Consider the following 24,287-nt stretch of genomic DNA (forward strand, 5'->3'; position numbering starts at 1 on the left):
CTTGCTGTGAACCGTCCCCGCCGACGGGTTCCGCACCGCCCGGCCTCTGTTGCAGGCTGCGGCAGCGCCGGTCAGCCGGCCGATTTATCCGCGAGCGGGGCGCTGGACCGCGTCGGACGCGGACTGCGCCACGCCGTCGCCGGCAGAGGTGTGCTGCCGCGGTGCGAGACCTTGCTGACCACGATCATCAGCGCGAAGTTGAGTACCCCGCTGACCAGGCCGATATTGACGCCGTACGTGTCGATGTGCCCGTAGTACAGGACCAGCGCCAGGACCGTGCCGCCGACCAGGCCCGCCGACACCCCCACGGCACGGATGCCGCGCATGAAGAAGACGGCCATGGTGCCGGGCACCAGCTGCACGCCGATGTAGTAGAGAAGGTTGAGGATCGTCACGAGCAGGGTCGGCGAGGTGTAGAGGGTCAGCAGGATCGACAGGCAGAAGAACAGCATGATCCCGGTGCGGACCCAGAACCGCTGCCGCCGCTCGGGCATGTCCGGGACGACGTTGCGGCTGATGAGGCCACCGAGGCTGAGGCCGCCGAAAGCCAGCACGAAGATCGCCGACACGAACGCGGCTCCGGCAACGAGGCCGACGAGCCAGGGCGGCAGGATCCGCATGGCGGTGACGATGAAGACGCTGTTCGGGTCCTTCACGTGCGGCAGCCTGTCGACGGCGAAGTACGTCGCGATGATCAGGAACGGATACATCAGCATGTAGAGCGGGAACCAGACGTACTGCTTCTTCAGTGCGCGCTCCGATTTCGCGGTGAAGGCGTGCATGCCCGCTGTCTGGGAGCCGGTGCCGCCCGCGGGCACCATCTGCGCGATGATCGTGGTCAGCGTGAACAGGAACGCCGACGGGGGAACCGAACCGGCGACGAAGGCCGGGCGCTGGGCGGTCGTCGCAGCGGCGGCGTCGAAGATGTCGCCCACCCCGCCGGTCGTGACGAGAATGGCCGCCACCGCCACCACGAAGATCGCGATCATCATCAGCGCGTCCTTGAGCGGGGCGAGCGTCGCCTGCTGACGCATCCCGCCGAACACCACGCACAGCAGCGCCAGCACGGAGGCGATGATCAGCGTCAGCGTCGAAGAGATGTGGATGCCCGCCCCCGCGATCGCGTAGGACAGCCCGGCAAAGCTGTACTGCGCGCCGAACAGCGCGGCGAGGAACGTCACGAAGAAGATGACGATCTCCAGCGTCCTGCTGTCGAAGTGGCGCCGGAACACGTCGGCCTGCGTCATCGCGTCGTAGCGTCGTCCCACGCGGTTCCAGTACGGGGCGAGGAAGTACGCCACCGGCCAGGCCAGCACGATGTACCCCAGGAACCACATCGCGTAGCTGAACCCCTTGGCGTACACGCCTGAGGGGAAGGCGACCAGCGTGCCGATGGTGTAGAACTCACCGGCCGAGATGAAGAACAGCGTCCAGGTGCCGAACGACCGGTTGCCGACCAGCATCTGGTCGAGTGTGACCCTCTTGACGAGAAACGTGCCGACGATGGCGACGAGCACCGCGATCGCGACGATGCCGATGAAGACGGTTGTCTGCATCACCACTCCTCACCGGCGTCGAAACCGGCCTCGAAACCGGCGTCGAACTCCTGGTGGACCGGGCTGTCGATGGCGTACCAGCAGATCGCCAGGCACACAGTCGTGAACACGAACGAGCTGAAGATCCAGAAATACAGGAAGGGGAATCCGAAGACCTTGATCGAGACGCCGCCGAGCAGGAAGGGCGCCACGGCGACGTAGAGGAATGGAATGACGAGACCTATGAGGACGCTGAGGGCGGTGCGCTTGCCCGACGGCCGGGCGGTTCGCGACGGCATGGGACACCTTTCATGGGAACTCAGCTCAGGGAGTACCGGCTCCGGCCGGCGGGACGCAGGTGCGGACGAGTCCGGTCGACCTCGGTGTTGCCCTTGACGGCCTCCTCACGGCGAGCGGTGCACCCGTAGTAGCAGCGCGGTCAGCGGGAGCCTGATCAGAGGACCAGGACCTCGGCGAGGCGGTCGGACACCGACCGCAGCTCGGCGTCGGCCGTTTCGTCTCCGGCGACGATGACCACCAGCCCGCTGGTGTCCGCGTCCTGCCAGTCGCCGTCGGTGGTGACCGAAAGCCTTCCGCCGGAGTACTGGACCACCGTGCGGGCCCGCGGGCTGTCGGCGCAGCGGACTACGCCCTTGAGCCGGACCACCGACTCTGGCAACTCCTGCAGAGCCGCCAGCAGCGCGTCCCGGTCCACCGGGCCCGGGCCGGTCACCGAGGCGCTGCGATGCACCGACCGGTGCGGATCCGGTTCGCCCGCCGCCGGGTCCGCCGGGGCAGCGGATCGCAGCAGATCCTTGAGGTGCACATCACCACCGGTGGACTCCAGCACCCGGGCATCGGCCGCGTGTTCCCGGCAGCGCCGTCGGGCGTCGGTGAGCTGCGCCCGCCCGGCCAGGTCCGCCTTGCTCAGCACCACGATGTCCGCTCGGGTCAACTGCCGGGCCACGGTGTCCCCGACGAACTCGTCACGCAGCAACCGATCGACAGCGGTGCTGTCCGCACAGACCACCGTGCTCCCCGGAGCGAAGCCCGGGTAGTTGCCCCAGGTCCGCAGCGCCGCTGGATCACCGACACCGCTGGTCTCCACCACCACATGGTCCAGGTCGCCGCGCCCGGCCAGGCGCGTCATCACCGCGGAGGTGTCGTCCTGCAGGCTGCAGCAGATGCAGCCGTTGCTCAGCTCCACGGTGTCCTCGGTGGCCGAGGTGATCAGGCGGCGGTCGATGTTGACCGCCCCGAAGTCATTGACCACCACTGCGATCCGCACCCCTCCGGCGGCAGCCAGCAGACCGTTGAGCAGGGTCGTCTTGCCCGCTCCCAGGTAGCCGCCGAGGACTGTCAGCCGCGCGGTCACGTCAGGCCCCGCGGACGGTCGAAGCGTGGTGCGTTCCGCCGACGACGGTGCCCAGTACGTCGATCTCGCCGATCTCGTCGGCCGGGACGGCCAGCGGGTCGGCGCCCAGCACCGCCAGGTCGGCGAACTTGCCCGGCTCCACCGAGCCGGCCTGATGGTCCATCTTCAGCAGGTAGGCCCCGCCCAGGGTGACCGCGTTCAGCGCCTGTGCGGCGGTGATGCGCTCATGAACGCCCATGATCCGGCCGGACACGGTACGCCGGGTCACCGCGTGCTTGACCGTCGCCAGCGGCGACAGCGGTGTGACCGGCGTATCGCAGTGCAGCGAGAACGGTACGCCGCAGCGCAGCGCGGTGGCCGTGGCGTTCATCCGGCCGGCGCGGTCCGGGCCGACGGTGACGTCGATGTGCTGGTCCCCCCAGGCCCAGATGTGGTTGGCGAAGATGTTGGCGCACATGCCCAGCGCCGCCATCCGCTTGTACTGCGCGGGGGTGGTCATCTGCGAGTGGGTGACGGTGTGCCGGTGGTCCGGGCGCGGATGCGCGACGAGGACTTTCTCCATGGTGTTCAGGAAGAGTTCGGTGGCCTGGTCGCCGTTGCAGTGCACGTGCACCAGCAGACCGGCCCGGTGGTAGGCGCTCAGCGCGGACTCGAACTCGGTGGGCGAGACGATCCAGATCCCGTTGGGCCGGCCGCCCAGGTAACCGGGCTCCTGCAGCCGGGCGGTGAAGCCCTGGATGGAGCCGTCGAGCATCAGCTTGACGTGCCCCATCCGCAGTTTGCCGGTGCTGCGCTCACGCAGTTCGAGCAGTCTGGCGGCGGCTTCGGCGGGCATCACCCCGCCCTTGCCCGCGCCGAAGTGGAAGACCGAAAGCCGGGCCGGGAAGTCCTCGGTCACCGCTTCCAGGTACGGCGCCATCGTCTCGTCCGACATCAGCTGCGCCGAGCCGAGGTCGGTCACCGTGGTGGTGCCGGTGTTCACCGCGTCCTGGCCGAAGTTGCGGATCGCCTCGGCGGTGATCCCGCCGGTGATGCCGCCACCGATCTTCTGCTGCACCAGCGACATGGCCGCCCATTCCCGGAGTTCCCCGGTCGGCGTGCCGTCGGCGTGCTTGACCACGCCCTCCACCTGGGTGGCGTGGTCCACGCCACCGATCTTGAGCGCGGCCGAGTTGACCGCCGCCAAGTGCCCGTTGGCGTGCAGGACATGGACCGGCCGGACGGTGGAAACCGTGTCCAGCTCGCGCGCCAGCACCGTCTCGCCGGGGTAGTAGATCGGGTCGAGTCCCCAGGCCAGCAGCGGTACCGCCGGATCGGCCGGCAGCTGCCGCTCGGCGACGCGCAACCGCTCCAGGATGTCGGCGACCGTCGCGCAGCCCGGCCACAACCGGCCGTCCGGGGAGGTCCGTTCGAACCGCCCGACGTAGGCGTGCTCCCACATCCCGCCGGAACCGGCGTGGCTGTGGGCTTCGACGAACCCGGGCAGCAGCACCTTGTCGGCGTAGCGGTCGTCCACCACGGCCTCCGGGAATTCGCGCAGTTCGGCAACGGAGCCGACCGCGCGGATGCGGGCGCCGCGCACCGCTACGGCCTCGGCCTCCGGCCGCGCCGGGTCCATGGTGCGCACAATCCTGGCCGGATAGATGATGGTCAGCTGCTCGTCCACGGTGCTACCCCTCGGCTTCGTTGTCGGCAGGCTCAGGCGGGCACGCCGTCGAGGACCTGCTCCGCACGGTGGCAGGCGGTCCGGTCGGCGCTTCTCACGAGAGACGAGTGACGCCTGTAACCAGCACCGGTAACTGTCCGTCCGGGTGCCTCGTCCGGCCAGATCCAGATCGGCCCCGCGTGACAGGACCAGGCAGTGCCTCCCGAACGCTCCGGTATGCGATCCCGCAAGCCGTGCGATCCCACAACCCGTCGGCGCCGGCGAAGCACAACTGGGCTCCGGGGCGGGGCAGTTCCTTGCGGACGACCGGCGATGCCCCCTTCGGCCGCTCCAGGCGGATGAAGCGGGACTCGCGGCTCAGCGGGCGCGGTTCAGCGGGAGAAGAGCTCGAAGGTGACCGCGGGCCTGCCGCCGAACCGTGCGGCCGCCGCCGTGGCGTTTCCGGTCAGGAAGGTACGGCAGTACGTCTCGGGGTCCTCGTCGGTCAGCGCCTCGATATACGTGCGGTGTTCGAGCAGGGAACGCACCGAACGCTCAAGACCGCCGGTCACGTCCACCGCGTGCGTCGGTGAGGACGATCCGGCGACCGCCACCCAGCGCACCCCGTTCCACGGCTGGAGCCCCCGCGCGGCCAGCTCCGGGAAGATCCAGCGGTTCCCGGCGTCACCCGCCGCGTCGAGCACCGCCCGGCCGACCGCCACATGGTCCGGCGTGTTCCAGGCGACACCGCCCCAGGTGTCCCGGTGGTTGAGCGTGATGACCAGCTCGGGGCGGTGTCTGCGGATGGCGGCGGCGATGTCCCGGCGCAGCCCCGGGCCGTACTCGATCACCCCGTCGTGGTGGTCGAGGAACTCGACCGCCCCCACGCCGACGACCGCGGCGCTCGCCCGCTGCTCCCGCTCGCGCAGCGGGCCGCACCGGGCGGGCTCGATGCTGTCGATGCCGGCCTCACCGCGCGTGGCGAGGAGGTACGAGATCTCCCGCCCCTCGTCCGTCCACCCAGCGACGGCGGCGGCGCAGCCATACTCCAGGTCGTCGGGATGGGCCACGACGGCGAGTGCGCGCTCCCACTGCGTGGGCATGGGCTCCAGCTGCTCGGTCATGACCGCATGATCGCCCACCCGGCCGTCGGCGGCAACGCCTCAGATCTCACCCCGGACCAGTGCGAGCAGCCGGTCGAGTACCCGCGGTCCGCCGGCCCTGAGCCCGTCGTGCTCGAACTCGTCGGTCACCCAGGTGCGCAGCCCGCGGATGGCCCGCGCGGTGCGCAGCGCCTGTTCCGTGTCGACGTACATGTCGTCGTGGTAAACGGCGGCCGCGACCGGCACCTCGTTCGCCGCGAGCCGGTCCCTGTCGTACAGGCGGGGCCAGTCCGTACGGGCTGCGAGCAGGTCGGCGGTCTCGCGCAGCGGGCGCAGGGCCGGGTCCACCTCGAAGTGCCAGGGGTGCACGGACTCGCCGGTGAAGGGCAGCGGGGCGTCACCCGCGAGGGCCCGCTCGGCGTCGAAGGCGGGGAATTCGGCGCGTATCCGCTCGGCCGACCAGTCGGTGGGGCGACTGTCCTGGCCGTAGATCGCCTCGTGGACCAGCGCGTACAGCGGGTGCGCGGCGAAGGAGAGCGCGGCGTGCACCCGCTCCTGGAAGGAGTCCGAGAGCTGCGGGCCCTGCGGGGTCTCGACGAAGGCGTCCTCCAGGAGGTAGTGCAGGGCGTGGCTGCCGTCTCCGCCGCCCAGTGCGATGCCCAGGGACTGGAAGGCCTCGACGGTGAGGGTGTAGCCGCTGTTCAGCACCGGGCGGTTGGCGCGCAGGAAGGCGGCGATCCGGCGGGCGCCGGCGATGTCCTGCGGGTAGCGGGCGTAGTGGGCGGCTGTCTTACGGGCGATCCGCGGGTAGGCGGCCCGGTAGACATCGTCGGCGTGTCCGTCGAGCGTGGGGAGACCACCGGTGATCAGCGCCGCGGCGAGGCCCTCCGGCGCCGCGGAGAGATAGCGGACGGCGCAGAACCCGCCGAAGCTCTGGCCCAGCACGGTCCACGGCACACCCCCCGTGAGGCGCGGGCGGATGAGCTCGCAGTCCCGGACGATGGAGTCGGCGCCGAAGTGCGTCAGATAGCCGGCCTGCTCGGCGGGGCCGCCGCGCAGCGGAAGTGTCTGGCGGTTGACGGGTGTGGAGGATCCGGTGCCGCGCTGGTCGAGCAGCAGCACCCGGAACTCCCGCACCGCGCGCCCCAGCCAGGCCTGCTTCCCGTGGAACCGGTTCGCGCCGAATCCGGGGCCGCCCTGGAGGTAGACCATCCAAGGGAGCCCGGCGTCCTCCTTGCCGGATGCGACGGCCTCGCGGGCGTACAGCTCGATCTGCTCCCCGTCCGGCCGCTCGTGGTCCAGGGGAACCTGGAACCGGTGGTCGGTGAGGACGAGGCCGGGCTGGTGGTAACGGGTCATCGGTACTCCTGGTCGGACGGGCGGCACCCTCATTCAAGCAGCGATCGACCCAGCCGATTCACCGGACGGTTCACAGGCTGCGGTCCCGCCCGGCGGCCGTCATCGCACACCGGCCGGACCGGCCTGCCCCCGCGGGTGCCGCCGATGAGCGCGGTGCGGTACCGGCGGTTAGCGTTGATCCATGATCGAGTTCGAGCGGGTCGGCAAGGTCTACCCGGACGGCACGACGGCCGTGGACGATCTGTCGTTCGAGGTCGCGGAGGGCGAACTGGTGACCCTCGTCGGCCCGTCGGGGTGCGGCAAGACGACCACGATGATGATGGTGAACCGGCTCATCGAACCGACCTCCGGCCGGATCCGGGTGGACGGCAAGGACATCTCCGGCATCGACCCGGTCCGACTGCGGCGCGATATCGGCTACGTCATCCAGCAGGTGGGCCTCTTCCCGCACCGCACGGTCCTCGACAACACGGCCACCGTGCCCGCCCTGGTCGGCTGGAAGAAGGCCAGGGCCAGGGAGCGCGCCGCCGAACTCCTCGATCTGGTCGGACTCGACCCCGGTATCTACGGGTCCCGGTACCCGTCGCAGCTGTCCGGGGGCCAGCGGCAGCGGGTCGGGGTTGCCAGGGCGCTCGCCGCAGATCCGCCCGTCCTGCTGATGGACGAACCGTTCGGTGCGGTCGACCCCGTGGTGCGCGAGCGGCTGCAGAACGAGTTCCTCAAGCTCCAGGCGACGGTGCGCAAGACAGTGCTGATGGTGACCCACGACATCGAGGAAGCCGTGCGGATGGGCGACCGGATCGCGGTGTACGGGGAGGGGCGCATCGAGCAGTTCGACACCCCGGGAGCGGTCCTCGGTACGCCGGCGACTCCGTACGTGGCCGGGTTCGTGGGCGCCGACCGCGGGCTGAAACGGCTCTCCGTCACCCGGATCGAGACCGACGACCTGGAACAGCCGCCCGTGGCCCGTCACGACGAGACGGCCGGGACCGTCGCCGGACGCCTGCGCGCCGAGGGGGCGCGATGGGCCGTGGTCCTGCGGCAGGACGGCGGACTGCACGGCTGGGCGGCCGCCGACTCCCTCACGGGGGCGAGCGGCGCCGTGGGACCGCTGGCCCGCCGGATGGAGGCCTGGGTTCCGGTGGGGGCGCCGCTGAAGCGGGCCTTCAGTGAGATGTTGCAGCACGACGCCGGGTGGGTGGCGGTGCTGGACGGGGACCGGTTCCTCGGTGTGCTGACTCCGGCCAAACTGCACGAGGCGCTGCGGCGCTCGGTGGACGCGGACGCGCACGGGCTCGCGCGGGACGAGGTGGAGTTCACCTCCATCGCGGACGTGTGAGGGCATCGACGGCTGTACCGCTGTACGGCGGCGGCTGTGGGCTGTGCGGCGGCGGCTGTGCGGCTGTGGACTGTGCGGCGGCGGACCGTTCAGAGCAGGTGCTTCGACCGCAGATAGTTCCTGGCGACGTCCTCGGGCAGCCGCCGCCAGCTGTCCACCTGCTCATTGAGCGACGCCAGATCCTTGGTGGTCAGTACGGCGTTGAGCCGGTCGAGCGCGCCGGTGACACCGCGGCTACCGGCGCGGGACCGGTTGACGACGGGCACGATGCAGTCGGCGTTCTGCAGACGCTTGTCGTCCCGGAGGATGACGAGACCGAAGGCTCCGAGGGTGGCGTCGGTGGTCGTCGTCAGCACCATCTGGTCCTGCCCGTTCTGTACCGCCTGTTTGGCCGGGGTGGTGCCTACGCCTTTGGGGTCGATCCCGGTGAGGTGGATGCCGTACGTCTTCTTCAGCCCGGGCGCGCAGTACGGACGCTGGACACATTCGTCACCGGCGGCGAGTCTCACCGGGAGCCTGGACGCCCCCAGATCGCTGAGGGTCTTCAGATGGTGCCGTGCGGCATAGGCCGCGGTGACCGCGTAGGCGTTCTGGTCGACGGCCCGTCCCGCGTTCAGGACCGTGAGACCGCGCGGGGTCGCCAGGCCACGCAGGGCCTTCATGGTGGCCTTGAGGTCGGGCGATCCCGCGGGTGGCGCTCCTGAGCCCTTCACCTTGGTGTTCAGCCAGTCGGCGAAGGTGGCGGCGTACTCCGGAACGACGTCGATCTGACCGCTCTCCAGGGCCGGTTCGTAGAGTTCCCTGTTGGTCACGGACAGGATGCCGGTGCGGTATCCGGCCCGGTTGAGCAGCAGCGCGTACATCTGGGCCAGCAGATCGCTCTCGGTGAAGCCCGCGGTGCCGATGGTCAGCTGTTTGCTGTCACCGGGCGGCGCGGTGACCGTTCCGCGGCTCTCCAGTGCGGGCCCGGTGCCGCAGGCCGTCGCTGTCAGCAGGAGCGATCCCAGCAGCAGCCGGGCCCCGTCCCGGCGCGCCCTCACTCCGTACTGCCTCTCGCCCACGCGGGCGCCAGCCGCTGGCCGATCACGAACAGCACCTCCACGAGCAGCGCGAACACCGCCACCAGCAGCGCGCCCGCCACGACCTGCGGTGTGGAGGCGAGATTGAAGCCGGCGGTGATGATCCGTCCGAGACCGCCGCCGCCGGCGAGAGCCGCGAGGGTGGCCGTGGCGACGAGCTGTACGGCGGCGATCCGCATCCCGGTGAGGATCAAAGGCGAGGCAAGCGGCAGTTCCACGCGGAACAGCAGTTGTCGTCCTGTCATGCCCATCCCCCGGGCGGCTCTGACCACGTCCTGGTCGACCTCCCGCATCCCGACATAGGCGTTGGTGAGCAGCGGCGGTACGGCGAAGAGCACCAGCGCGATGACGGTCGGCCAGTCGCCGTGCTTGCCGAGCGGGGTGAGCAGCAGCAGGACGAGCACGGCGAAGGTGGGGACGGCACGTCCGACGTTGGAGAGGTTGACGGCGAGCGCACCTCCTCTGCCGATGTGGCCGAGCACCACGGCGACCGGCAGGGCGATCACACAGCTCAGGGCGAGACAGACGACGGTGAGGAAGATGTGCTGGGTGAGCCGGTGCGTGATTCCGTCGCTGCCGGTCCAGTTGGCCGGGCTGGTGAGCCAGGACCATGCGGAGGAGAGCGTGTTCATACGCGGGTCCATGGGGTGAGCAGCCGTTGCACCCCGAGGAGGACGAGGTCGGCGGCGACGGCGATGACCACGCAGAGCACGGAGGCGGTCAGCACCTGGGCTTTGAAGTAGCTGTTCATCCCGCTGTAGATGAGGTTGCCGAGACCGCCGTATCCGACGATGGCGCCCACGGTGACGAGCGAGACGGCCGAAACGGTCGCGATACGCAGTCCCGCCATCGCGGCGGGGAGCGAGAGGGGAAGTTCGACGGTGAGCAGCAGCCGGACCGGCCCGTACCCCATGCCCCGGGCGGCCTGCCGGGTCTCCTCGGGCACGGCGCGCAGCCCGGCGAGGATGTTCCGCACCAGCAGGGTGAGCGAGTAGAGGACGAGGCCGGCGGTCACGAGCGAGGCGGAGAGCCCGTACACCGGCAGGAGCAGCGAGAACATCGCGAGGGACGGGATCGTGTAGAGCACGGTGGTGATCCCGAGCACCGGACCGGCGGCCCACCGCCAGCGGCGGGCCGCCACCGCGAGGGGGACGGCGAGCAGCAGACCGACGAGCACGGAGACGGCCGTCAGCTGGAGGTGCTGGAGAACGGCGTCCCAGAGGATGGACTTGCGGGTCGACAGATACGCACCACAGATCCACTCATTGCGCGCGAGGCAGTCGTGCGGAGGCGCGGTCATCCGTCCATTGGAGTCCGCCGCCGGGGACGGTGCGCGCCCTGATGGCCCGTTCGGGTGTCCGGGCCCCCCTTAATTCCGTCGTTGAACATAGCTCCGCCGGAACGGGGCCCGCGCCCGTGTTCGCACGAAACCACAACTCCAGTGCCGAGCAGATCACTTGCGGTCGGGCCGGAACGTACTTGCGGTGGCCTTCGGACCCAGAGGTGTCATCGGATGTGCGGCGCCCCGCCCCGGGTCTAGGTTGGACAGCATGAGCAATCTCGATCGCCAGGCGACCCTCTCCGTCTGCGGCGGCCGCGGCTTCGTCCCGGGCGAGCCGGTCCGCGAACTCCTCAGCCCGCGCAAGGTGCAGCTCGGCGAATCGACCGAGGTGCGCCGACTGCTGCCCAACCTCGGCCGCCGCATGATCGGCGCCTGGGCCTTCGTGGACCACTACGGACCTGACGACATCGCCGGCGAACCGGGGATGCAGGTCCCGCCGCACCCCCATATGGGGCTCCAGACGGTGAGCTGGCTGCATGAGGGCGAAGTGCTGCACCGGGACAGCACGGGAAGCCGGCAGACCGTGCGCCCCGGCGAACTGGGACTCATGACATCCGGCGGGGCGATCAGCCACTCGGAGGAGAGCCCCGCCGAACACGCCCGCTATCTGCACGGCGCGCAGCTCTGGATCGCGCTGCCGGAAGCCCACCGTACGGTCGAACCGCACTTCCAGCACCACGCGGACCTGCCGACCGTGCGCGCCCCGGGCCTCACGGCAACCGTCATCCTGGGCGAGCTCGACGGCGCCCTCTCCCCCGGCACGACGTACAGCCCGCTGGTCGGCGCCGACCTGGACCTCACCGCGGGAGCGGAGACGGCCCTGCCGCTGGATCCGGACTTCGAGTACGCGGTCCTGGCGATGTCGGGTGAGGCGTCCGTGGACGGCGTACCGGTCCAGCCCGGCTCGATGCTCTACCTCGGCTGCGGACGCACGGAACTGCCGCTGCGAGCTGTCTCGGACGCGGGTCTGATGCTGCTGGGCGGCGAGCCGTTCGCGGAGGAGATCGTCATGTGGTGGAACTTCATCGGACGCTCCAACGAGGACATCGCACAGGCCCGTTCGGACTGGATGACCGGATCACGCTTCGGCGAGGTGAAGGGCTACGACGGTGATCCGCTGCCCGCCCCCGAACTGCCGCCCGTACCGCTGAAACCGCGGGGGCGGGTGCGCTGACCCGCATGTGGCCGTCCCGGTGGCCGTCGGCCCGTGAACGCGGCGGCACCTATGGGAACCGGCCGGCCACCCTCGGCCATCTATGGTGGGCCGATGTCATCTACCAAGCAGTTCCAAGTCACCTTCGACTGCGCCGAACCTGAGCGGGTCGCCCGCTTCTGGTGCGAGGTGCTGGGGTACGTCGTACCGCCGCCGCCGGAGGGATTTGCTACGTGGGACGATTTCGATCGCTCGCTGCCGCCTGAGCGTCAGGGTTCCGCGTTCGCCTGCATTGATCCCTCGGGTGTGGGCCCGCGACTGTTCTTCCAGCGCGTTCCCGAAGGCAAGGTCGTCAAGAATCGGCTGCACCTTGACGTACGGGTCGGCACCGGGCTCGTGGGTGAGGAGCGCGTGGCCGCGCTCGAGGCCGAATGCGCACGGCTGATCCCGCTCGGCGCGGTACGCGGGCAGCTACTGCTCGCCGATGACGAAAACGAGTCGTGCCTCGGGATGCAGGACATCGAGGGCAACGAGTTCTGCCTCGACTGAGTGGCGACCGCGACCCGATCCGATTTCGATCGTCAGCACCGAACCGGCGGCCGACGCCCTGACGAGGATCGCCGACCGGGCCCTGGCGCTGCTGTCGGTGACGGCCGCGGCGCCAACCCCGTCGCGGACGCCGGATTCAGAACCACCGAAGCAGCGCTGCTGCGTGACCGGCTGAGCATCCTGATCCGATGACACCTGCTGCGATGCCGGACGTTTCAGCAATGGCGTGAAGTTCCCATTCCTCCCCGTAGCCGGTCAGCGCGCCGTCCGGCTACGGGGAGCGATACTGGCATACCGGGGCGCGAAGCGCCGATCAATGGCCAGCTATTCGCGACCAGTCACTGCACGCACCCTGAAAAAACGTTTTATTTTTGCGAGCCCCCAATTGCGCCGTCCGTGCCGACCACCACTCCCCCTTTCCTCGAAAAGGTGAGTTAGCCGAGACGAATCCATGCCTACCTGCAGGTTCCCGTCACCAGCGCCAGTGGCCCGACTTTAATCTCTCGTTACCGTGGACAGTTCGACGTGGCATCTGGCACGTTTACAGACGTCGAGCTACGGGGCTGAGAAACGCAAAAGAAGGTCCCCGGAGGTTCCTTCTTGTCGGCCACGTGTGATCGGAGAATCGATGGGGCATCAAATTGCCATGGTTTCCGGGAGTATTCGCCATGAGTCGTTGAACAGGCAATTGCTGTCAGTGGCGGAAAGCGTCGCGGAAAACCGCCCCTATAAAGTACGGGTCGAATTTCTCGACATTCACAGCTTGCCCTTTTACGACGGGGACAGGGAAGCGGAGAACACACCGGCCGAGGTGCTGGAGGCAAAGCGGTTCGTGAGGTCCTGCGACGGTCTTGTCATCGCGACTCCGGAGTACAACGGGGCGCCGCCCGGTGTACTGCAGAACGCCTTGGACTGGCTGTCACGGCCTTGGGGGAACAGCCCGCTGACCGGGAAACCGGTGGTCACTCTCAGCGCCTCACCCGGGCCCGGCGGGGCCCGTACTGCCCAGGACCGGCTGCGGCAGATCCTGATCCGCTGTGGAGCGCAGCCGACCGGGGAACCTTTCTCCGTCCCCTGTGCCGACTGGCTGTGCGACCCGGAACTCACCGACACGGGGTCCGTACTGGCCGGGCAGCTGGCCGACCTGCTCGACACGCTGCTGTCCGCGCGCTCGCCCGCTCCACCGGGCCGGCCCCTCCGGCAGTGGCGCCGGCCTCCCGCACCGGAAGAAGCCCTGGGCTGAAGAGGTCCACGGACCGGCGCCCGTACGACGCCGAGCCGACGGCCTGTTCCGTCCGCCCGGACCGGCTCCACGGCCGGCCGCCCACAACTCCTCCCCGTTCATGCGGGGAGTGACCGGTGTGCCGTCCGTCAGGCGGCACACCAACTACCGCCCGACCCGGACAGGAGGTGAATCCGATGCGCAAGATCGTCCGTCGCTGCCCGTGGCCCTGGATCAGCTGATCCACGGCGCCTTCCGCGCTGATCCACGATCAGCGCGGCCCATCGAACAGGCACAGGTGGTAATGGCCGGCTCCCCCAGCTCCCGGCGGGAGCGGCCGGTGTGCCGCCCTCGTGAGCGGTATGCGCCACCGGCGCCCGACCCGGACAGGAGGTGAATCCGATGCGCAAGATCGTCCGTCGCTGCCCGTGGCCCTGGATCAGCTGATCCACGGCGCCTTCCGCGCTGATCCACGATCAGCGCGGCCCGTCGAATAGCGGTGGCCGCCGTCCCTGGGTGAGGTGCTTCAGACCTTCTCCCTCGGTACGGCGGCCATCGCACCGCCTTTGCCCATCGGATCGCCCGGAAGGACAACCGGTCCCCCATGAGTCTCACAGAACGCATCACTCGTATCGTCAGCCAACCGGGCCGTGGCCTGCTCGCATCCGACGCGCTCGGCAACGTCCACCGCCTGGACCCGGACCTGAAACTTGTGGCCTCTTCCGGAGCCACGTCCAGCGCACAAGCCCCGGCGGGTGCCCCCATCTTCGCGATGGCCCTCGCCGGACAGTGGCTGATCACCAGGGACAAACTCGGCACCATCTCCCGCTGGGACGCCGACACCCTGCGTCTGGCCGACCGGCTCGACGCCGCCGCGACCAGTGACCAGAACCTCTTGATGGAGGGCGAGGAGCCCTCGCCCACCATGGTCCGTGGCATCGGCGTGTGGAACGGCAAGGTCTACCTCAGTAACGGCTACTTCCAACTGGTCGTGCTGGACCTGGAAACCTTCGCGGTGGACCGACTTCAGCCATGGTCACCGGAGTTCGCACGGCTCGAATGGTTCTGCACCGACGCGCCGGACGTGCAGGCCGTCACCGACCGCAGCGGCCGGGTCTACATCGGCTCACTCGACGACCTGGACTTCCCGGTCGTCTCCCAGGTCGACAGCTCCAACATCCACCGGCTGCTGTACGACGGCCGCCACCACCGGTTCTGGGCCACGCTCGACGGCGGCACCGGCCAACACCGCAACATCCGCAACGGAGTTGCCACTGTCGGGTTTGACGGCCAAGTCCTGGAACGCTCCCTCTTCGCCCGCAACGACGTGGAGGCGATGGCGTTCTCACCGGACTTCCGCAAGGCGTATGTCGGCGGGTTCGACGGCGAACTGCTCATCTTCGACAACACCTCTGCCGAGCTCCGTATCGAACGGCGCGTCAGCGGCTTCAGCCATCAGATCTTCGACTGCGCCGTCGACGACAGCGGAACGGTCCACGTCCTGACCCAGGACGGCGAGATCGCCTCCTTCGACCCCGAAGGCACCTTCCTCAACCGACTCTCGTACGAACGGCAGTGCGCCTGGGACATCCGTCCCGTTCCCGGCCACAGCGGTCGGTTCGCGGTGGCGACGGACGACGGGGCCGCTGTGGTGGACGTGGTGGAACGGTACCCGGGGCATCCCTCCCTGCGTCTGAGCAGCCACGACGCGAACGGCTCCGGCTTCACCCGCCGTATCCTGCCGACCGCCGACGGGTGGTACGGCATCGCCTGGCCCCGCGAGGTCCTGCGTGTCACGGACGACCGGCGCGCCTGGTCCGTACAGCTGCCGGACATCGTCCACACCCTGGCCCTCTCGCCCGACGGCACCCGACTGCTCGCCGCGTGCAACGACGGCGGCGTCGAACTCGACGCGCAGACCGGACGGGTCACCGACCGGATCGGTGAACTGCCCGCCTCCGCCTGGGTGAGCGGGTACCTCCCGGACGGCCGGCGTCTGCTGGGCACCCGTAACGGCGTCCTGCGCGCCTACGACGGTGCCGGAGCGGTCACCTGGGAGATCGACCTGGGCGGCTACCCCAAACGCCTGGACGTGTTCGGGGACCGCATCCGCGTGACCGGTTCCGGCGGCGCGAAGGAATACCTGGCCGACGCCGAGAAGATGGACCGGCAGTTCGTCGAGCTCTTCGACAACACCGTGGAAAGCGCCACCTTGATCGACGGCACCCTGTGCGCGGTCTCCTACGGTATGCAGCTGGGTGCCTTCGACTACGCCACCGGGGAACTGGTCGGTTTTGTCGAGGACTTGCCCGACTTCGCCAAAAGCATCGCCTCCTTCCACGACTCGACCGGCGCTCCGGTCATCGTCGTCGGCGGACGCGGCGGCTTTCTGCGGTTGTACGCCCTGGACCGCGGCTCCGGGCAAGTCCTGCGTCCGCTGCGGGAGTTGTGGCTGCCGCGCACGCCGGCCACCTGTTCCTTCGAGGTGAAGGCAGTGGCCGACGGAGCGGGAATCCGGTGAGTCCGGTCAGCGGGACCGGCGAAGACGGCCACCGGCTCCCCGGCGCCACCGGTACCCCGGTCGCCACCGGTACCCCGGTCGCCGCCGAGGAGCGGGAGCCATCCCCGCTGCGCGACCGCCGCTTCCGTATCTTCGCCGCCGGAAACGCACTGAACAACGTCGGCGAGTCCGTGTACGCCACCGTGCTTCCCCTCATGGTCTACGACCTGACCGGGTCGCTGGCCGAGATGTCCCTGCTCGCCGCGGCCGTTCCGCTGAGCCTGGTAGCCGGTCCATGGCTCGGCTCCGCGGCCGACCGGTGGGGGTCTCGGGTCCTCGTGGTACCCGGGCTGCTGACCCAGGCGGCCGGGGCCATCGTGATGAATCTGTGTCTGACGGCAGGACACACGCCGACCTGGCTGCTGTTCGGATGCGCGTTGCTGGTGTCACTTGGAGGCTCCGCCTACCTCATCGGCTGGGTCACCGGTGTACCGGCCATGTTCCCCCGCTGCCCGGTCCGGGCCCGGGGAACGCTGAACAGCGTCTTCTTCGCCACCACCCTGACCGGCCCGCTGCTCACCGCCGCGCTGCTGCGGTGGACCGGTTACCCGGCTCTGCTGTGGCTGAACGCCGCCACGTTCGCGGCCCCCATCGCCGTATGGGCGCTGGGCGTGCACCCTCCGGCCAGGCAGGCGGCCTCCGGGACACGGCGTCGCGCCCGCAGCGGTGTCCGCGAGGGCTGGTCGGCCGTCACATCGGACCAGCGGATGCTGACCATGACCGTCGTCCATGTCGTACTGTCGCTGGTCTGCGGTGCCGGCCTGCAGGCCCTGCTCATCTACGACCTGCGGCACTCCTGGCATCTGGCCGGCGCCACTTCGGGAGCGGTGGTCCTGGGAGCCAACTCGTGCATGCTCCTGGGCAATCTGCTGGTGGCCCAGCGCGCCACCTTCCGCCCGCACCTCTCCCTGACTCTGGGCACCTCGCTGCTGGCGTTGTCACTCTTCGTTCTCACGGCACCGTTCTGGCCGCTCTTCTTCGGTGGCATGGTCATGGCCGCCTTCGGACAGGGACTCGTGCTGAGCACCGTGGTGATGATGCGCGTCAAGTACCTCCCGCAGGAGGTGCTCGGCCGCTCCTCCGGGCTGTTGGCGCTGCTCTCCGGCGGCGCGGCCCTGCTCTCACCACTCCTCATCCCCGTTCTCAGTAACACGCTCGGTGTGCGCCGCGCGTTCTGCGTCCTGGGGCTGCTGTCGCTGAGCGCGCTCTGGTATCTGCGCCACGCCGGGCCGGCCTGGGAGGCCGCTGACCGGACCTCGCCCACCGGCTCCTCCACCGCTCTGCCGGAGACCGTCGCACCGGAGAGGACATGACACTCACAGGACGCACCACAGACACGACGGCAGGCGCGTCCGGCGCCACCGGCCGGCACGAGCCGCCCACCGCCCAGCCGCCGCCCGAACCGCCCCCGGAGGAGAACAGCCTGACGCCCGCACGGGTCCGGGCAGCCGTACCCGTACCCGTCCGCTGCGGAAGCCGAGTGCACACCGCCACCCTGACCACGTTCCACGAACTCGTGGACGGACGTGAGCACTTGGCACTGCTGCTGGGCTCCACAGCCGCTTCTGTCCCGCTCGTGCGGCTCCATTCCGAATGCCTGACCGGAGACGTGTTCGCGTCCGAGCGCTGCGACTGCGGGGCGCAGCTCGACGAGGCGTTGGCCCGGATCGCCGTGACCGGTGGAGTTCTGCTCTACCTGCGCCAGGAAGGCCGCGGCATCGGCCTGTACAACAAGCTGGATGCCTACCGTCTCCAGGACCGCGGCCTGGACACGTATGCCGCCAACCGCGCGCTCGGCCTGGAGGACGACGCGCGCGACTACACGGCGGCAGCCCAGATGCTCACCGCTCTCGGGCACCAGGAGATCGACCTGCTCACCAACAACCCCGACAAGCGGCGCCAGCTCGAACAGCAGGGGATCAGCGTCCGCTCCGTGGTGCCCACCGGAGTCCACCTCACCGCGCACAACACCGCATACCTGCGGGCCAAAGCCACGATCACCGCGCACACGCTCCTCATGGAAGGACCCCAGACGTGATCCGCCACCAGGGACCGATCAGCGGCATCGCCACCTACGACGGCCGGTATGTGGCCACCGCCGGCTACGACAACCAAGTCATCCTGTGGGAAGCACCGACCCGGCGGCCGCTCGCACGCGCCGTCCACGACCACCTGGCCAACCAGGTCACGTTCAGCCCGGACGGCCGGCACCTGCTCACCTCCTCCAGCGACCACACCGCGCGGCTCTGGTCGGTGCCGGACCTCAAACTCCGGGCCGTGCTGTGCGACCACGACGACGACGTCGAGATGTCGGTGTTCCACCCCTCCCGCGAACTGCTCGCCACCGCCTCCCGCGACCACCACGTCCGCGTCTACGACTACAGCGGCACGCAGGTGGCCCACTTCGCCGGCCACCGCGCCGACGTGATCTCCGTGGAATGGGTCGGCACCAGCGACGAGTTGGTCTCCTCCAGCGACGACGGAACGGTCAAACGCTGGTCACTGGCCGACGGCGGTCTCACCGCCGACATCGACCTGCACGGGGTCGAGACCGACACCATCGCCATCACGGCATCGGGCGTGGTCTACGCGGGGAACGACCGGGGCGAAGTCGTACGTCTGTCGGGCGGCGACACCCAGATCTTCCCGGCACACGAGGCCGGCATCAAACGCCTGGTCTGGAACGAGGCCGCGGGCCTCCTGGTGAGCCTCAGCTACGACCGTACGGTGAAGATCTGGCGCATCACATCCGACGGCGAACGACCCGTCCCGGTCAGCACAGCGGCCCTGCCGGCGCAGATCTGGCCCCGTTCCTGCGCCTTCCTCGACCAGAGAACACTGGTCTTCGGCACCTTCGGCTCCTCCTACGCCGTCTACCACATCCCACACAACACCTGGGACCTGGAAGGCATCGAGAACACCCCGGCACTGAACGCGGTGACCGTGGCCGACGGCCGTGTGTACACCGTCGGTGACGCCGGTGTCGTCCACATCGACGGCAGACCCGCGGCCGAGACAGGCAGTCTGTGCAACTTCCTGATCGCGGCCGGCGGACGTGTCCTGACCGGCGGGCAGCTGGGCCGGCTGTTCGACGCCGACACCGGCTCGGTTCTGCTGGAGCACCGCTCGCCGCTGAACTGCGCGGCCGCCTTCGAGAGAAACGGAGTCCCCCACGTCATCGTCGGTGCCTACACCGGCGAAGGTCTGGTACTGCGGATCGACGACAACGCCGTACGGCACATCGCGACGCTGCCCCTGCACGCCAACGCCGTCAAAGGTCTCGCCGTGGGCAACGGAACGATCTTTGCCGTCTGCGCGGACACCTCCGCCTCCTGGTTCCGCACCGGCTCACTCACCGAATCCGGCCGCCGCGAAGGGGCACACGCGCGGATCGCCAACGGCTGCGCCCCACTGTCCGACGGGCGGTTCGCCAGCGTCAGCCGCGACCTGATGCTGCACCTGTGGGAGGGCACCACGGACACGGCCGTTCCCACCCCGCACGACCACTCGGTCAAATGCGTGGCCGCCTCCGCCGACGGGCGGCGGATCGCCACCGGCTCCTACTTCGGCACCCTCGCCGTCCACGACACGGAGACCGGCGACTGGCACGTCACCCGCCCCACCACCGCCGGGATCTCCAGCCTCTGCTACGACGCCGCGTCCGACCGCTTCTTGGCCACTTCCTACGACGGCGCGGTCCACGAACTCGCTCGATGACGGGGAACGCGATGACACAGACCTCCTGCGGCAACCCCAACGCGCTCGAAGACCGCCAGGCCATGGGGCTGGGAAAGACCTACAGCGACCGCATCGACCCGCGCGGGCTCAACCGCCAGTGCCGTAGCCTCACCAGCGTCGACCCCACCGCCCTGGCGCAGCTCGCCGAAGACATCGCTGTCGACGCCGGGACCCGGCTGGCAGCCGGATACCTGCTCGCCCTGCACGGCGACCCCCGGATCGATGTGGACAGCCCTGTCATGCTCGACGTCCCGGCGGGCCGGGTGAAGCTGGGTCTGCCGCCCGCACGGGTGGACTCGGTGGCCGCGGCCTGGCGGCATGTCGGCGTGGAACGGGACTGGATCGCCAAGGAGGCACCCCAGTACACGGCGGACATCGGCGCCTTCCGTATCGCCCGCTACCCCGTCACCAACAGCGAGTACCGCACGTTCCTGCTGGATACTCACGTCCGCTGGCTGCCCAGCTCCTGGCAGTTCGGTATCCATCCCGTCCACCTGGCCAACCACCCGGTGTGGACGGTCCCGCCGCAGGCCGCCGACGCCTACGCCTCCTGGCTCTCCCGTCGCACCGGGCGCCGGTTCCGGCTGCCGACCGAGGCCGAGTGGGAGTACGCCGCCAGCGGCGGTGACGGCCGCGAGTACCCATGGGGCGACCACCTCGCCACTCATGTCGCCAACACCGTGGAGACCGGCCCGCTCAACACCACCCCGGTGGGAATCCACCCCGCCGGACGCAGCCCTTTCGGCGCCGACGACATGGGCGGCAACGTCGAGGAGTACGTCAGTGACGACTACCACCCGTATCCCGGCGGCAAGACGGTCTCCGACGACCTGCTGGCCGACGGACGCCGCTACCGCGTCGCGCGGGGCGGCAGCTTCACCAGGTACGCCGACCTCTCCCGCTGCCGCCGACGGCACGGCTGGTACGCCAAGCCCGTGTACGCCATGGGCTTCCGCCTCGCCGAGGGCCCGGCCTGAGCCCGACTCCTCTTTTCACGATCACCACGATGCCGACAGGAGCACACTGTGGCCGAAGAACTGGACGACATCACCGTCGGTACCATCGGAACGACCGAAGTCATCGCTGCCGCACGGGCCTCTGGACGACAACTGCTCGGCAGGACGGATGACTTCGTCGCCAACCTCAGCGACTTCGACCGCCGTGCACGCGTCTGCCTCGCCCGCCCCGAGACCCCGGTCGGCACTCCCGTCTACCTCGACTACGTCACCTCTCAGGTGATGGCATGGAACCGGCAGGAGACCGACGTACTCGCCGAGCTGACCCGCGATCTGGACGTCCGCCTGACCGGCCGGTGGCCGGATCTGCTGCCACCAGTGGTGTATCTGGTCAAGACCACCGGTCAGGAAGAGGGCCGCGCGGCCTACACGCGCCACACCGACACCGTGGTACTCCCCGCCGCCAAAATCGTCCCCGCCCTGGGCCCCACCCCTGGCGCGGACCCCCTCTTCCCGCACAGCAGCACCACCGGCCTGCGCGACATCCTCCTGCATGAGCTCTTCCACATCATCAGCAAGAACAAGCCGCGACTACGGCGGGCCCTGTACGACCTGATCGGTTACACGCAGCTCGACACCGCCGTCCAACTCCCCGACGTGGCCTGGCCCTCCCCCACTTCCCGCACCACACTCCCTTCGCTCAGAATCACCAACCCGGACACCCCCGATCTCGACGTGTACATCCCGCTCCACGTCCCACCGGCCCCCGGTACGGGAGAAGAGCCGGTGGAACGCCCGCTGATGCCGCTGCTCACGGCCAACGGCCCGTACGAGGGGGGCAGTTTCTTCCCGTACATCACCTGGTACTTCATGGCACTGAAGCAGGAAGGCACCAGCTGGGCAGCGGACATGGGACCCGACGGCCGTCCGCTGACGTACGTCATGACGCAGGGCAGCGACCTGTGGGAGGACTACCTGGATCAAGTCGGCAGGAACGCCGAGGGCGAGCTGTTCCACCCTGACGAAGTGATCGCCCAGAACTTCGTCCACGCCACTCTGCTGCCCTCCACGAGGCTGCTGTCGCAGGTGGACCGGATCCTCGGCAACGCCTCCTGCGGAGTGCTCCACCCTTGAACCCGCCCTCCCGGGCGCCCCGTCAGCTCAGCGTGGGACCGCCCGTGGGACCGCCCGGAGGGAAGCCGTATCCGGCCCAGTTCGCTGCGACCCGTTCTTGCAGATCGTCCGGGAACGAGTGCCGGAAGGACGCGGTGATGCCCCGGGTGCGTCCTTCGAACTGCTCCGGCAGCAGACAGCTCATGACGGACTTGCCGCCCCGTCCTGTGCGTACCTCGTCCGGTGTCAGGTACGGAACCATGGGGATGCCGGGAGCGTCGGGGTAGACGTACTCACCGGTGCCCGGGTGGTACCGGGTGGCCAGGGCCCACACCAGCTGGTTGATGTCGGTGATGTCGATGTCGTTCGCCACCAGAAGGACCTTGGGCACCAGCCACCCGGTGTGTGAGCCGAACAGGACGTCAGCCACCGCGTCGGCCAGTTCCCGTTCGCTCAGCCCCGTCCGTGCCAGCCGCTGTATGTCGATGGACAAGGCGATCCAGCACGTCGCAGCCTCGTAGGAGCACCAGGCCATGTCCACGGGCAAGCCGCTGGAGCGCAGCAGGTCCATGCTGGCCGCGGAGATCATGGTGCCCCAGATGGTGTGGTTCTCCTCCGGGGGGAGGCCCGCCACACAGACGGGGAGGATGGGGTCGTCGCGGTGGGTCACCGCCTCGACGTGGAAGACGGGTTGCGGCTTGCTTTCGGCGAACGAGTAACCGTGATACTCGCCCATCGGTCCTTCGGGGGCTGTCTCATCGGGGCTGATGTATCCCTCAAGCACGATCTCCGCGTTGGCCGGGACGTACAGGTCGTGCAGCTCGGTTCGGACCACCTCTACGGGGCTGCCGGTCAGCGCCCCGACGTAGCCGTCCTCGTTCACTCCGGCGGGCAGCGGCATACCCGCAGCGGCCAGCGCTGCCGGCGGGGCCCCCAGCACCATCGCCCAGGGTGTCGGCAGGCCCCGCTCGCGCCACATGGCGTGGATCATGCCGAGGTGCTGCTGCGGCATGGCCGGGCCGACGAGTGTGTTGCGGCCGTTGAGCATGGTGCGGCTGACCGACCAGCTGGTCCACCGACCGTCGGGGGAACGCACCACATGGAAGCCGTAGGTCCCGAAGTACCGGCCGCCGTCCTCCTGGTGCAGCAACGGCACCGGGAACCGCGCCAGGTCGACGTCATCGCCCGTCAGCACGTTCTCCTTGCACGGTCCGGTTTCCACCGTCCTCGGGGCGACGGGGTCCGAGTGCATCGCGGAGATGAGCCGTTCCAGCAGTTGGCCCGGCACGGTCTCGCGGGCCAGTCCGAAGTGCGCGGCGAGCCGGCCGTACTTCCCCTCGCCTGTGCCGCTCAGGCCGGCGGGCGCTCCGAGAATCCGGCATCCCGCCTTGCCTTCGGTCAGGTTGCTGAACAGCGGGGCGGGGCCCCTCGTCTCGTAGACGCGCCGCGTGATGGCTCCGACCTCAAGCGTGGGGCTGACCGGCTCGCGGATGTCGACCGCGTCGCCGACGTCGAGTGAACCCTCCACGAAGTCACGGAAGTTGAGCGCGCTGCCGCGTTGTGTCATAACAGAAAACCTTTCTTGCTCGGGCAGTCGTCTTCATGCCCTCGGCATAAGGCGGATACCGGCGGCGTCGCGCACCGTTGCCGTACACCGTCGTCGCACACGGTTATGGCGTGTGCGTCCTGGTTTCGTTCCACGGTATAGTACGTGTGCGTCCTAATCAACTCGACGGAAATTCGACGGAACGGCGGCGGGACATGTCATCGCAGGACCAGAACCCCGGCCACCTGCTCAGTGCGATCGGCGGCATCGGCCCCCTGGCCCGCCAGCTGAACCAGGTGCACACCCGTCTCTGGTACGAGCAGGTCCACCGGGACCTGACCGGGCCGCAGTTCACTGTGCTGAGCCTGTTGCACGCCCACGGGGCGATGGATCAGGGCAGGCTCGGGGCGCTGGCCAACCTCGACAAGTCGACCGTGGCACCACTTCTGGACCGCCTGCTGCGGCGGGGTCTGGTGGACATCGCCAAGGACGACAGCGACAGGCGGAGAAAGCTGGTGAGCATTACCGAAAGCGGCCGGGAACTGGCCACCTCCCTCGCCCCCGCCGTGGTCTCGGTGAACGAGCAGATGCTGGCGCACTTCTCCCCGCAGGAGCGGGACCAGTTCCTCGCCCTGCTGCGGCGTGCGGTCCAGGGGCCTTAGCGGTAGGTGCC

General features: G+C 69.2%; 21 protein-coding genes. 11 read left to right on the plus strand and 10 right to left on the minus strand.

What is annotated here, in order from left to right; all coding sequences use genetic code 11:
- Nucleotides 1-71: 71 nt before the first annotated feature.
- The 6 genes from OG452_RS01940 to OG452_RS01965 all read right to left on the minus strand — a co-directional run bounded on the left by OG452_RS01940 (nucleotide 72) and on the right by OG452_RS01965 (nucleotide 7,017).
- Nucleotides 72-1,556 carry a sodium:solute symporter family protein gene (locus OG452_RS01940; RefSeq protein ID WP_327293836.1) on the minus strand — a complete coding sequence of 495 codons (1,485 nt, stop codon included), beginning with the start codon at nucleotides 1,554-1,556 and terminating at the stop codon, nucleotides 72-74.
- Nucleotides 1,556-1,834 carry a DUF3311 domain-containing protein gene (locus OG452_RS01945; protein ID WP_327293837.1) on the minus strand — a complete coding sequence of 93 codons (279 nt, stop codon included), beginning with the start codon at nucleotides 1,832-1,834 and terminating at the stop codon, nucleotides 1,556-1,558. Before OG452_RS01945 ends, OG452_RS01940 begins: the two co-directional genes overlap by 1 nt.
- A gap of 155 nt (nucleotides 1,835-1,989) precedes the next feature.
- Complete coding sequence (locus OG452_RS01950) at nucleotides 1,990-2,910, minus strand: CobW family GTP-binding protein (protein ID WP_327293838.1); 921 nt, start codon at nucleotides 2,908-2,910, stop codon at nucleotides 1,990-1,992.
- Between the two features lies 1 nt (nucleotide 2,911).
- Nucleotides 2,912-4,576, minus strand: coding sequence for an amidohydrolase (locus OG452_RS01955; protein WP_327293839.1), 1,665 nt, complete (start codon nucleotides 4,574-4,576; stop codon nucleotides 2,912-2,914).
- A 371-nt stretch (nucleotides 4,577-4,947) separates the two neighbouring features.
- Nucleotides 4,948-5,679: a PIG-L deacetylase family protein gene (locus OG452_RS01960; RefSeq protein WP_327293840.1), complete on the minus strand. Its 732-nt coding sequence runs from the start codon at nucleotides 5,677-5,679 to the stop codon at nucleotides 4,948-4,950.
- Nucleotides 5,680-5,718: 39 nt separating this feature from the next.
- Nucleotides 5,719-7,017 carry an alpha/beta fold hydrolase gene (locus tag OG452_RS01965; RefSeq protein ID WP_327293841.1) on the minus strand — a complete coding sequence of 433 codons (1,299 nt, stop codon included), beginning with the start codon at nucleotides 7,015-7,017 and terminating at the stop codon, nucleotides 5,719-5,721.
- A 181-nt stretch (nucleotides 7,018-7,198) separates the two neighbouring features.
- Between OG452_RS01965 and OG452_RS01970 the strand changes: the two genes are divergently transcribed.
- Nucleotides 7,199-8,356: an ABC transporter ATP-binding protein gene (locus tag OG452_RS01970; RefSeq protein ID WP_327293842.1), complete on the plus strand. Its 1,158-nt coding sequence runs from the start codon at nucleotides 7,199-7,201 to the stop codon at nucleotides 8,354-8,356.
- Between the two features lie 89 nt (nucleotides 8,357-8,445).
- Here OG452_RS01970 and OG452_RS01975 read toward each other — a convergent pair whose 3' ends face one another.
- The 3 genes from OG452_RS01975 to OG452_RS01985 are packed head-to-tail and all read right to left on the minus strand — an operon-like array spanning nucleotide 8,446 to nucleotide 10,735.
- The gene (locus OG452_RS01975; RefSeq protein ID WP_327299480.1) at nucleotides 8,446-9,396 is read right to left on the minus strand and encodes an ABC transporter substrate-binding protein; all 951 of its coding nucleotides are present in this window, start codon (nucleotides 9,394-9,396) and stop codon (nucleotides 8,446-8,448) included.
- Entirely contained in the window at nucleotides 9,393-10,067 is a 675-nt protein-coding gene (locus OG452_RS01980; RefSeq protein WP_327293843.1) for an ABC transporter permease, read from the minus strand. The genes OG452_RS01975 and OG452_RS01980 overlap by 4 nt, the downstream gene beginning before the upstream one ends.
- The gene (locus OG452_RS01985) at nucleotides 10,064-10,735 is read right to left on the minus strand and encodes an ABC transporter permease (protein WP_327293844.1); all 672 of its coding nucleotides are present in this window, start codon (nucleotides 10,733-10,735) and stop codon (nucleotides 10,064-10,066) included. Before OG452_RS01985 ends, OG452_RS01980 begins: the two co-directional genes overlap by 4 nt.
- Before the next feature lie 250 nt (nucleotides 10,736-10,985).
- Here OG452_RS01985 and OG452_RS01990 point away from each other — a divergent pair, with 250 nt between their 5' ends.
- The 9 genes from OG452_RS01990 (at nucleotide 10,986) to OG452_RS02030 (ending at nucleotide 22,089) form a co-directional block, all read left to right on the plus strand.
- Nucleotides 10,986-11,951, plus strand: coding sequence for a pirin family protein (locus OG452_RS01990; protein ID WP_327293845.1), 966 nt, complete (start codon nucleotides 10,986-10,988; stop codon nucleotides 11,949-11,951).
- A 93-nt stretch (nucleotides 11,952-12,044) separates the two neighbouring features.
- Complete coding sequence (locus tag OG452_RS01995) at nucleotides 12,045-12,479, plus strand: VOC family protein (RefSeq protein WP_327293846.1); 435 nt, start codon at nucleotides 12,045-12,047, stop codon at nucleotides 12,477-12,479.
- 628 nt (nucleotides 12,480-13,107) lie between these two features.
- The gene (locus OG452_RS02000; RefSeq protein ID WP_327293847.1) at nucleotides 13,108-13,722 is read left to right on the plus strand and encodes an NADPH-dependent FMN reductase; all 615 of its coding nucleotides are present in this window, start codon (nucleotides 13,108-13,110) and stop codon (nucleotides 13,720-13,722) included.
- A 583-nt stretch (nucleotides 13,723-14,305) separates the two neighbouring features.
- The gene (locus OG452_RS02005; RefSeq protein WP_327293848.1) at nucleotides 14,306-16,222 is read left to right on the plus strand and encodes a WD40 repeat domain-containing protein; all 1,917 of its coding nucleotides are present in this window, start codon (nucleotides 14,306-14,308) and stop codon (nucleotides 16,220-16,222) included.
- Complete coding sequence (locus OG452_RS02010; RefSeq protein ID WP_327293849.1) at nucleotides 16,219-17,574, plus strand: MFS transporter; 1,356 nt, start codon at nucleotides 16,219-16,221, stop codon at nucleotides 17,572-17,574. The genes OG452_RS02005 and OG452_RS02010 overlap by 4 nt, the downstream gene beginning before the upstream one ends.
- Nucleotides 17,571-18,299 carry a GTP cyclohydrolase II gene (locus OG452_RS02015; protein WP_327293850.1) on the plus strand — a complete coding sequence of 243 codons (729 nt, stop codon included), beginning with the start codon at nucleotides 17,571-17,573 and terminating at the stop codon, nucleotides 18,297-18,299. The genes OG452_RS02010 and OG452_RS02015 overlap by 4 nt, the downstream gene beginning before the upstream one ends.
- A complete protein-coding gene (locus tag OG452_RS02020) occupies nucleotides 18,296-19,978 on the plus strand; it encodes a WD40 repeat domain-containing protein (protein WP_327293851.1) in 1,683 nt (560 codons plus the stop codon). The genes OG452_RS02015 and OG452_RS02020 overlap by 4 nt, the downstream gene beginning before the upstream one ends.
- Nucleotides 19,979-19,989: 11 nt before the next feature.
- On the plus strand, nucleotides 19,990-20,976 hold the full coding sequence (locus tag OG452_RS02025; RefSeq protein WP_327293852.1) for a formylglycine-generating enzyme family protein: 987 nt from the start codon (nucleotides 19,990-19,992) through the stop codon (nucleotides 20,974-20,976).
- Between the two features lie 48 nt (nucleotides 20,977-21,024).
- Nucleotides 21,025-22,089 (plus strand): hypothetical protein, encoded by a 1,065-nt coding sequence (locus tag OG452_RS02030; RefSeq protein ID WP_327293853.1) that lies wholly within the window; start codon nucleotides 21,025-21,027, stop codon nucleotides 22,087-22,089.
- A gap of 22 nt (nucleotides 22,090-22,111) precedes the next feature.
- On the opposite strand, the gene OG452_RS02035 is transcribed toward OG452_RS02030, so the two are convergent.
- Nucleotides 22,112-23,635, minus strand: coding sequence for a UbiD family decarboxylase (locus OG452_RS02035; protein ID WP_327293854.1), 1,524 nt, complete (start codon nucleotides 23,633-23,635; stop codon nucleotides 22,112-22,114).
- 194 nt (nucleotides 23,636-23,829) lie between these two features.
- Here OG452_RS02035 and OG452_RS02040 point away from each other — a divergent pair, with 194 nt between their 5' ends.
- Nucleotides 23,830-24,276, plus strand: a complete 447-nt coding sequence (locus tag OG452_RS02040; protein WP_327293855.1) for a MarR family winged helix-turn-helix transcriptional regulator — start codon at nucleotides 23,830-23,832, stop codon at nucleotides 24,274-24,276.
- Nucleotides 24,277-24,287: the final 11 nt, after the last annotated feature.

This window comes from Streptomyces sp. NBC_01197, from assembly GCF_036010505.1.
In the GTDB taxonomy this organism is placed as follows: Bacteria; Actinomycetota; Actinomycetes; order Streptomycetales; family Streptomycetaceae; genus Streptomyces.

What these genes read in the sequence shown, in the direction of transcription:
- OG452_RS01940 (WP_327293836.1), bottom strand. Translation starts at nt 1,556, where the DNA reads ATGCAGACAACCGTCTTCATCGGCATCGTCGCGATCGCGGTGCTCGTC.
- OG452_RS01945 (WP_327293837.1), bottom strand. Translation starts at nt 1,834, where the DNA reads ATGCCGTCGCGAACCGCCCGGCCGTCGGGCAAGCGCACCGCCCTCAGC.
- OG452_RS01960 (WP_327293840.1), bottom strand. Translation starts at nt 5,679, where the DNA reads ATGACCGAGCAGCTGGAGCCCATGCCCACGCAGTGGGAGCGCGCACTC.
- OG452_RS01965 (WP_327293841.1), bottom strand. Translation starts at nt 7,017, where the DNA reads ATGACCCGTTACCACCAGCCCGGCCTCGTCCTCACCGACCACCGGTTC.
- OG452_RS01970 (WP_327293842.1), top strand. Translation starts at nt 7,199, where the DNA reads ATGATCGAGTTCGAGCGGGTCGGCAAGGTCTACCCGGACGGCACGACG.
- OG452_RS01980 (WP_327293843.1), bottom strand. Translation starts at nt 10,067, where the DNA reads ATGAACACGCTCTCCTCCGCATGGTCCTGGCTCACCAGCCCGGCCAAC.
- OG452_RS01985 (WP_327293844.1), bottom strand. Translation starts at nt 10,735, where the DNA reads ATGACCGCGCCTCCGCACGACTGCCTCGCGCGCAATGAGTGGATCTGT.
- OG452_RS01990 (WP_327293845.1), top strand. Translation starts at nt 10,986, where the DNA reads ATGAGCAATCTCGATCGCCAGGCGACCCTCTCCGTCTGCGGCGGCCGC.
- OG452_RS01995 (WP_327293846.1), top strand. Translation starts at nt 12,045, where the DNA reads ATGTCATCTACCAAGCAGTTCCAAGTCACCTTCGACTGCGCCGAACCT.
- OG452_RS02000 (WP_327293847.1), top strand. Translation starts at nt 13,108, where the DNA reads ATGGGGCATCAAATTGCCATGGTTTCCGGGAGTATTCGCCATGAGTCG.
- OG452_RS02005 (WP_327293848.1), top strand. Translation starts at nt 14,306, where the DNA reads ATGAGTCTCACAGAACGCATCACTCGTATCGTCAGCCAACCGGGCCGT.
- OG452_RS02015 (WP_327293850.1), top strand. Translation starts at nt 17,571, where the DNA reads ATGACACTCACAGGACGCACCACAGACACGACGGCAGGCGCGTCCGGC.
- OG452_RS02025 (WP_327293852.1), top strand. Translation starts at nt 19,990, where the DNA reads ATGACACAGACCTCCTGCGGCAACCCCAACGCGCTCGAAGACCGCCAG.
- OG452_RS02035 (WP_327293854.1), bottom strand. Translation starts at nt 23,635, where the DNA reads ATGACACAACGCGGCAGCGCGCTCAACTTCCGTGACTTCGTGGAGGGT.
- OG452_RS02040 (WP_327293855.1), top strand. Translation starts at nt 23,830, where the DNA reads ATGTCATCGCAGGACCAGAACCCCGGCCACCTGCTCAGTGCGATCGGC.